Source organism: Acidimicrobiales bacterium (genome assembly GCA_036273495.1).
GTDB lineage: Bacteria > Actinomycetota > Acidimicrobiia > Acidimicrobiales > JAJPHE01 > DASSEU01.
In genome coordinates this window covers 1-5,650 of record DASUHN010000314.1, presented here as the reverse complement: position 1 = coordinate 5,650, position 5,650 = coordinate 1, and the positions used below count along the sequence as shown (strand labels likewise).

The window sequence follows — 5,650 nt, the reverse complement described above, 5'->3', positions numbered from 1 at the left end:
AACGACCCCTGAGGACAAACGGCCCGAACCGGTCCTCGGTGCAACCAATCTGCCCTCCGACCCCTTGACACGGGGTGCCGGCCGCGATGCACTTGCCCGGCTGTCTGGGTGCAGAGGGTTCATCGGCGAGGGAGGCAGATGTTGAGGACCAGGTTCACGCGTGCGGCGATCGGGTCACTGGTAGCGGCGGCAGGGGCGGTGGTGGCGCTACCGGGCAGTGCCGCCCAGGCCGCCACGTGCGCCCCGGCGGGTGCGACCGGATTGACGGCGGCCCTGGTGGCCACCGCCGCTCAGACCATCGCCAACCAGACGGTCGACGCCACGGGATGTGACATCGGCATCTACGTCGGCCCGACGGCAACCGGCGTGAGCATCACCGGTACGACCGTCAGCAACGCCAACACGCACGGCATCTACGCCCAGGACACGAGCGGGCTGACCGTCTCCGGCTCCACAGTCCAGAACAACGGTCTTCACCCCAACAGCAAGCTCAACGAGGACAAGGCCCTCCAGATCGACGGGGTCAGCAACTCCACCATCAAGAACAACACCGTCCAGAACAACGTGGACGACGGCGCCATCGGGGTCAACGACGACGGGCCGACCACGCCCGGAGCCCCCAATCCCGGCCCGGCCCAGCCGGTCAAGTCCGTCAACGACACGGTGACCGGGAACAATCTGCCCAACAACATCGGCTCGGGCTGTGACCTGGTCGTGGCCGGCTACAACGCCGGGGGCGGGACCGACCACATCACCGTCACGAACAACCAGATCGTGGGTCACCCGGGCGAGGTGGGGCCGACAGGGGTCTTCGTGGGCCAGATCGTCCTGGCCGGTGACGGCCCGGGGGTCTCCAACACCGCCACCACGATCTCCGGGAACAACATCGTGGGGTCGGCCCTGGCCGGTATCGTGCTCCACGCCAACGCCCCCGGTGACGTGATCGACGGAACCGTGATCACGGGCAACAACGTCTCGCTCAACCACTGGGCCACTCCCTTCGGTCCGCCCGAGCTGACCGGCATCGCCATCCAGGCCGAGGGCGGTCCTCCGGGCGCCGTCCCGGTCGTGAGCAACACGACCCTGTCCGGCAACACGATCAACCAGCAGTACTACGCGATCTGGATCAAAGGGAGCACACCGGGCCTGCACATCGGCGCCAACAACATCAGCGTGACCCCGGGTGGGGTGGCCGTTTTCCACAAGCCGGACCCCTTCGCAGGCGACACGATGGTCGGCTCCGACGGGGGGATCCTCACTCTCGGGCGGGCGCAGTACACCGGCTCCATCCCCGGCTCGGGCATCCGGACCTTCGGCTCGGTCGTCGGGATGGCCGCCAGCCGGGACGACAACGGCTACTGGATCGCCACGACGGCGGGGGCGGTGTACGACTTCGGTGACGCCACCAGCTCGGGATCCCTGCTGTCGACCGGCGTCAAGCCGGCGTCCCCCGTGGCCGGGATCGTGGCGACGCCGGCCAACGGGAACAGCACCGGCGGCATCGGCTACTACCTGTTCACCCGGAACGGGGTCGTGTACCCCTTCGGTGACGCCCAGAAGCTCGGGTCGCTGCCTTCCCAGAACCTCACGGCGCCGATCGTCGGGATGGCCGTCACGTCCACGGGCGACGGGTACTGGCTGGTCTCGGCCACCGGCGGCGTCTTCAGCTTCGGTGACGCCCGCTTCCACGGCTCGCTGGGCGGGAAGCACCTGAGCCCGCCGATCGTCGGCATCGCGGGCAGCCCGACCGACGGCGGCTACTACCTGGTGGGCGCCGACGGTGGCGTGTTCACCTTCGGAGACGCCCACTTCTACGGCTCGACCGGGAACCTCCACCTGGCGGCCCCGGTGGTCGGGATCGTTCTCGGGCCGGAGCGGCCGTTCGCCGGCCCGCCCCCTGCCGGTGGGCCGCCCCCGCCCACTCCCGCCGGGGGCTATGCCCTGGTGGCCCGGGACGGAGGGGTGTTCACCTTCGGCAACGCTCCGTTCCTGGGATCGGGCGCCGGTAAGCACGACGGCACCGCCATCCTGGGCATGTCCGCCACGCAGTAGCGAACGGACCAGGGGGGGATTCAGCCGCTCAGCGCCACTCCCACCACGAGGGCGCTGAGCGAGCTGAGCCCGGCCAGGGCGCCCCAGATGGCGATCCCCCTCCGGCCGGTCACCCGCTGATGGGCGAAGGCCGCGACTCCGGCCAGGACCGCCACCACGATCTTGGCCGAGAGCACGGCCTTCCACGCCCCGGTCTGCCGGGACGGATCGCTGGCGGACACGTTCCAGATCCCGGTGCCGAGCAGCACGACGTAGGCGGGCCACGCCAACCGGGCGAACTGTCTCGCCACCGCCGCGGTCGCCTCCGGCGCCGCCCTCCGCAGCGTCGGCACCAGGCCGCCGAGCGTGAGCTGCCCGCCCACCCACACGGCGGCGGCGGTGACGTGTAGGGACAGACGGACGATCGTGGGCGCGGTGCCGAGCATGCCGGGAGCGGACAGTACCGGGCCCCTGGTGGGGACCCGGGGCCGGCCGGGTAGCCTCGCACCCGATGTCGGGCGTCACCAGCGGTCCCAGCGTGGATGAGCTGAGCGACCGGCTCCTGGCCGACGGCTACGTGATCGTCCCGGATGCCCTGGGTCCCGCAGAGGTGGAGGCGGCGCGGGAGGACCTCCTCGGCGTGCTGGCCCGGACCCCCACCGGCCGCAACAGCTTCGAGGGCTTCACCACCCGGCGGGTGTACGCCCTGTTCGCCAAGACGCGGACCTTCGACACGGTCGCCGTTGACCCGCTCCTGCTGGGAGTGCTCGACCGGGTCCTCGGCCACTACCAGCTGAGCGCGCCGGTGGCCATCCAGATCGGGCCGGGAGAGGTGGCCCAGACCATCCACCGGGACGAGGGCGTCTACCCGCTCCCCGAGCCGCACCCGCCGGTGGTCGTCAACAGCATCTGGCCCCTCGACGACTTCACCGATGAGAACGGCGCCACCCGGCTGATCCCCGGGAGTCACCGGTGGGAGCCGGGCCGGACCCCGGCCGGGGAGGACACCGTCGTCGCGGCCATGCCCGCCGGGTCCGCCATGATCTATCTGGGCAACCTGTGGCACGGCGGGGGGGCCAACCGGACCGACCGGCCCCGGCTGGGGGTGATCCTCGAGTACGTCTCGGCGTGGCTGCGTCCGCAGGAGAACCACTGCCTGGCCGTGCCCCGCGAGGTCGCCAACACCTTGCCCGAGCGGCTGCAGGAGCTGCTGGGCTACAACATCTATCCGCCGTTTCTCGGCTACGTCGACGGGCACCATCCCCGCAAGGTCCTGGGGTGAGCCCCGAGCTCACCGGCCGGACCGTCCTCGTCACCGGGGCCAACAGCGGCATCGGCCGCGCCACCGCCGTGGAGCTGGCGCGCCGGGGGGCCCGGGTTCACCTGGCCGGCCGATCGGAGGAGCGCACCCGTCCTGTCCTCGCCGAGATCGAGTCGTTGGCCGGCCCCGGCCGGGCCGCCTTCCTGCCCCTCGACCTCAGGGATCCGGCGTCCGTCCGGGCCGGCGCCGAGCGGTTCCTCTCCACCGACGAGTCCCTCCACGTCCTCGTCAACAACGCGGGGGTGGCCGGCCAGCGGGGGCTCACCCCCGGTGGGTTCGAGCTGGCCTTCGGCACCAACCACCTCGGGCATTTCCTTCTCACGGCGCTGTTGCTGCCGCGCCTGCGGGCCAGCGCCCCCGCCCGGGTCGTCACCGTGGCCAGCGTGGCCCACTACCAGGCCGGCGGCATCGACTGGGACGCGGTGCGCCGCCCGACCCGCAGCTTCACCGGGATGCCGGAGTACGCCGTGTCCAAGCTCGCCAACGTCGTCTTCTCCGCCGAGCTGGGCCGGCGTCTCCAGGCCAGCGGGGTCACCACCTACTCGCTGCACCCCGGCGCCATCGCGTCGAACATCTGGAAGCGGGTGCCCTGGCCCTTCCGGGCCGTGATGAAGCGGGTGTTCATGCGCACGCCCGAGGAGGGGGCCCGCACCACCGTGTTCTGCGCCACCGCCCCCGACCTGGCCGGGGACACCGGTGCCTACTACGACGCTTGCTCCCCCCGTCCGCCCGGCCGCTCCGCCACCGCCGAGCTGGGGGCGGAGCTGTGGCGGCGGAGCGCGGCCTGGACAGGGGCGCCCGTATAGTCCCGGCGGTGAGGGCGCTGCGCAGGGCGATGGTGGCGCTGGGCGTGGCGGGCGCCATCGCCTCGGCCCTGCGGTTGGTCGTGCGGCAACCGCCGCCGCCGCCGAGCTCGGGGGCCTGGCGGGAGCTGTCCGGTCCCGATCTCAGGTAGGGCGGGCCCGGAATGACCCGTTTCGCGGTGGTTGGCCTCGGTGCGGTGGGAGCGCGTGCCGCCCGCCAGGTGCACGCCCTCGGGCTTCCGGACGAGCTGATCCTAACCAGCGCCGACGCGGCGCGCGCCGAGGAGGTCCGCGGGGCCATAGGCGGTCCCGCCCGGGTGGCGCCGTGGGCCGAGGTCCTCTCCTCGGCGCCCGACGCCGTGGTGCTGTGTGGCGGCGATCAGCCCGACCGGGCCGCCGCCGCCCTGGACGCCGGGGCCCACGTCGTGGCCACGACCGACTCCCTGACCGAGATCGAGGAGCTGCTGACCCTCGGGCCCCGCGCCGGCCGCGCCGGGCGGGTGCTCGTGGCCGGAGCCGGGTTCTCCCCCGGCCTGTCGTGCGTGCTGGTCCGCCATGCCGCCGACCGCCTCGACTCGGTCGAGGAGATCCGGGTGGCCTCGTCGGGCACCGGGGGGCCCGCCTGCGCCCGGCAGCACCACGACGGCCTCGGCCGCCCCGGCCCTGAGTGGGACGACTCGGCGGGGGGCTGGGTGCGGCCGCCCGCCGGCAGCGGAAGGGAGCTGTGCTGGTTCCCGGATCCGACCGGCGCCCAGGACTGCTACCGGGCCGAGCTGGCCGAACCCCTGCTGATCCACGGCGCCTTCCCCTCCGCCGCCCGGATCAGCTCCCGGCGGGCCGCGTCACGACGGGACCGGGTGACCACCCGCCTCCCGATGCTCCGCCGCCCCCACCAGGAGGGCCTGATCGGCGCCGTCCGCGTCGAGGTCGCCGGGCGAAGCGGCCCCGCCGCCGAATCCCACGTCCTCGGGGCCATCGACCGCCCCGCCGTCGCCGCCGGAGCCGTCGCCGCCCTCGCCGCCCACTGGGCCGTCGAGGGTCGCTTCACCGGGCCCGGCGGCCCCGGAGCCCCCGGTGCGGCGGGACTGGCGGCCCTGGTCACCGACACCGCCGGCTTCCTCCGGCAGCTGGCCGAGCGGGGGGTCAAGGCGGCGGCGCCGGTGGGCGCCGGGGGCTGACGGACACGGGACCGCTCCGCCCTGCCCGCCGCGCCGCCCTGACGGCGCTGCTGGGCCTCGGCGTGGCTGCGTGCTCGGGGGCCAACCAGTCCGGCCAGATGCAGGTGCCCGGGGTGGTCAGCGGGGTGGTCACCGCCCGCCCCGCCTGCGTCCCGGGCCGGGCCTGTTCGTTTCTCGTTGCCCTGGTTCCGAACGCCCTGGTCGAGGCGTTGGGCAAGGACGGGTCGCACTGGGTGCGGGCCGACGCCCACGGCCACTACGACGTGGCCCTCCTCGACGGGACCTGGACGCTGACCGCCCATCGCACCCTCACCTCG

General features: G+C 73.4%; 7 protein-coding genes. 6 read left to right on the top strand and 1 reads right to left on the bottom strand.

Features of this window, described 5'->3' with window-relative positions:
* Positions 1 to 138: 138 nt before the first annotated feature.
* Positions 139 to 2,052, top strand: coding sequence for a right-handed parallel beta-helix repeat-containing protein (locus VFW24_13380; protein HEX5267757.1), 1,914 nt, complete (start codon positions 139 to 141; stop codon positions 2,050 to 2,052).
* 20 nt (positions 2,053 to 2,072) lie between these two features.
* On the opposite strand, the gene VFW24_13375 is transcribed toward VFW24_13380, so the two are convergent.
* Positions 2,073 to 2,477 carry a hypothetical protein gene (locus VFW24_13375; GenBank protein ID HEX5267756.1) on the bottom strand — a complete coding sequence of 135 codons (405 nt, stop codon included), beginning with the start codon at positions 2,475 to 2,477 and terminating at the stop codon, positions 2,073 to 2,075.
* Positions 2,478 to 2,542: 65 nt separating this feature from the next.
* Between VFW24_13375 and VFW24_13370 the strand changes: the two genes are divergently transcribed.
* The 5 genes from VFW24_13370 to VFW24_13350 all read left to right on the top strand — a co-directional run.
* A complete protein-coding gene (locus VFW24_13370; GenBank protein ID HEX5267755.1) occupies positions 2,543 to 3,313 on the top strand; it encodes a phytanoyl-CoA dioxygenase family protein in 771 nt (256 codons plus the stop codon).
* Complete coding sequence (locus VFW24_13365; protein ID HEX5267754.1) at positions 3,310 to 4,158, top strand: SDR family oxidoreductase; 849 nt, start codon at positions 3,310 to 3,312, stop codon at positions 4,156 to 4,158. The genes VFW24_13370 and VFW24_13365 overlap by 4 nt, the downstream gene beginning before the upstream one ends.
* Positions 4,159 to 4,166: 8 nt before the next feature.
* On the top strand, positions 4,167 to 4,307 hold the full coding sequence (locus tag VFW24_13360) for a hypothetical protein (GenBank protein ID HEX5267753.1): 141 nt from the start codon (positions 4,167 to 4,169) through the stop codon (positions 4,305 to 4,307).
* Positions 4,308 to 4,319: 12 nt separating this feature from the next.
* Complete coding sequence (locus VFW24_13355; protein ID HEX5267752.1) at positions 4,320 to 5,333, top strand: hypothetical protein; 1,014 nt, start codon at positions 4,320 to 4,322, stop codon at positions 5,331 to 5,333.
* 62 nt (positions 5,334 to 5,395) lie between these two features.
* Positions 5,396 to 5,650 (top strand): hypothetical protein (locus VFW24_13350; protein ID HEX5267751.1); only part of this gene is annotated, 255 nt, incomplete at its 3' end.

Excerpts from the sequence above, each read along its gene's own strand:
- VFW24_13380 (HEX5267757.1), top strand. The coding sequence starts at position 139 with ATGTTGAGGACCAGGTTCACGCGTGCGGCGATCGGGTCACTGGTAGCG.
- VFW24_13375 (HEX5267756.1), bottom strand. The coding sequence starts at position 2,477 with ATGCTCGGCACCGCGCCCACGATCGTCCGTCTGTCCCTACACGTCACC.
- VFW24_13370 (HEX5267755.1), top strand. The coding sequence starts at position 2,543 with ATGTCGGGCGTCACCAGCGGTCCCAGCGTGGATGAGCTGAGCGACCGG.
- VFW24_13355 (HEX5267752.1), top strand. The coding sequence starts at position 4,320 with ATGACCCGTTTCGCGGTGGTTGGCCTCGGTGCGGTGGGAGCGCGTGCC.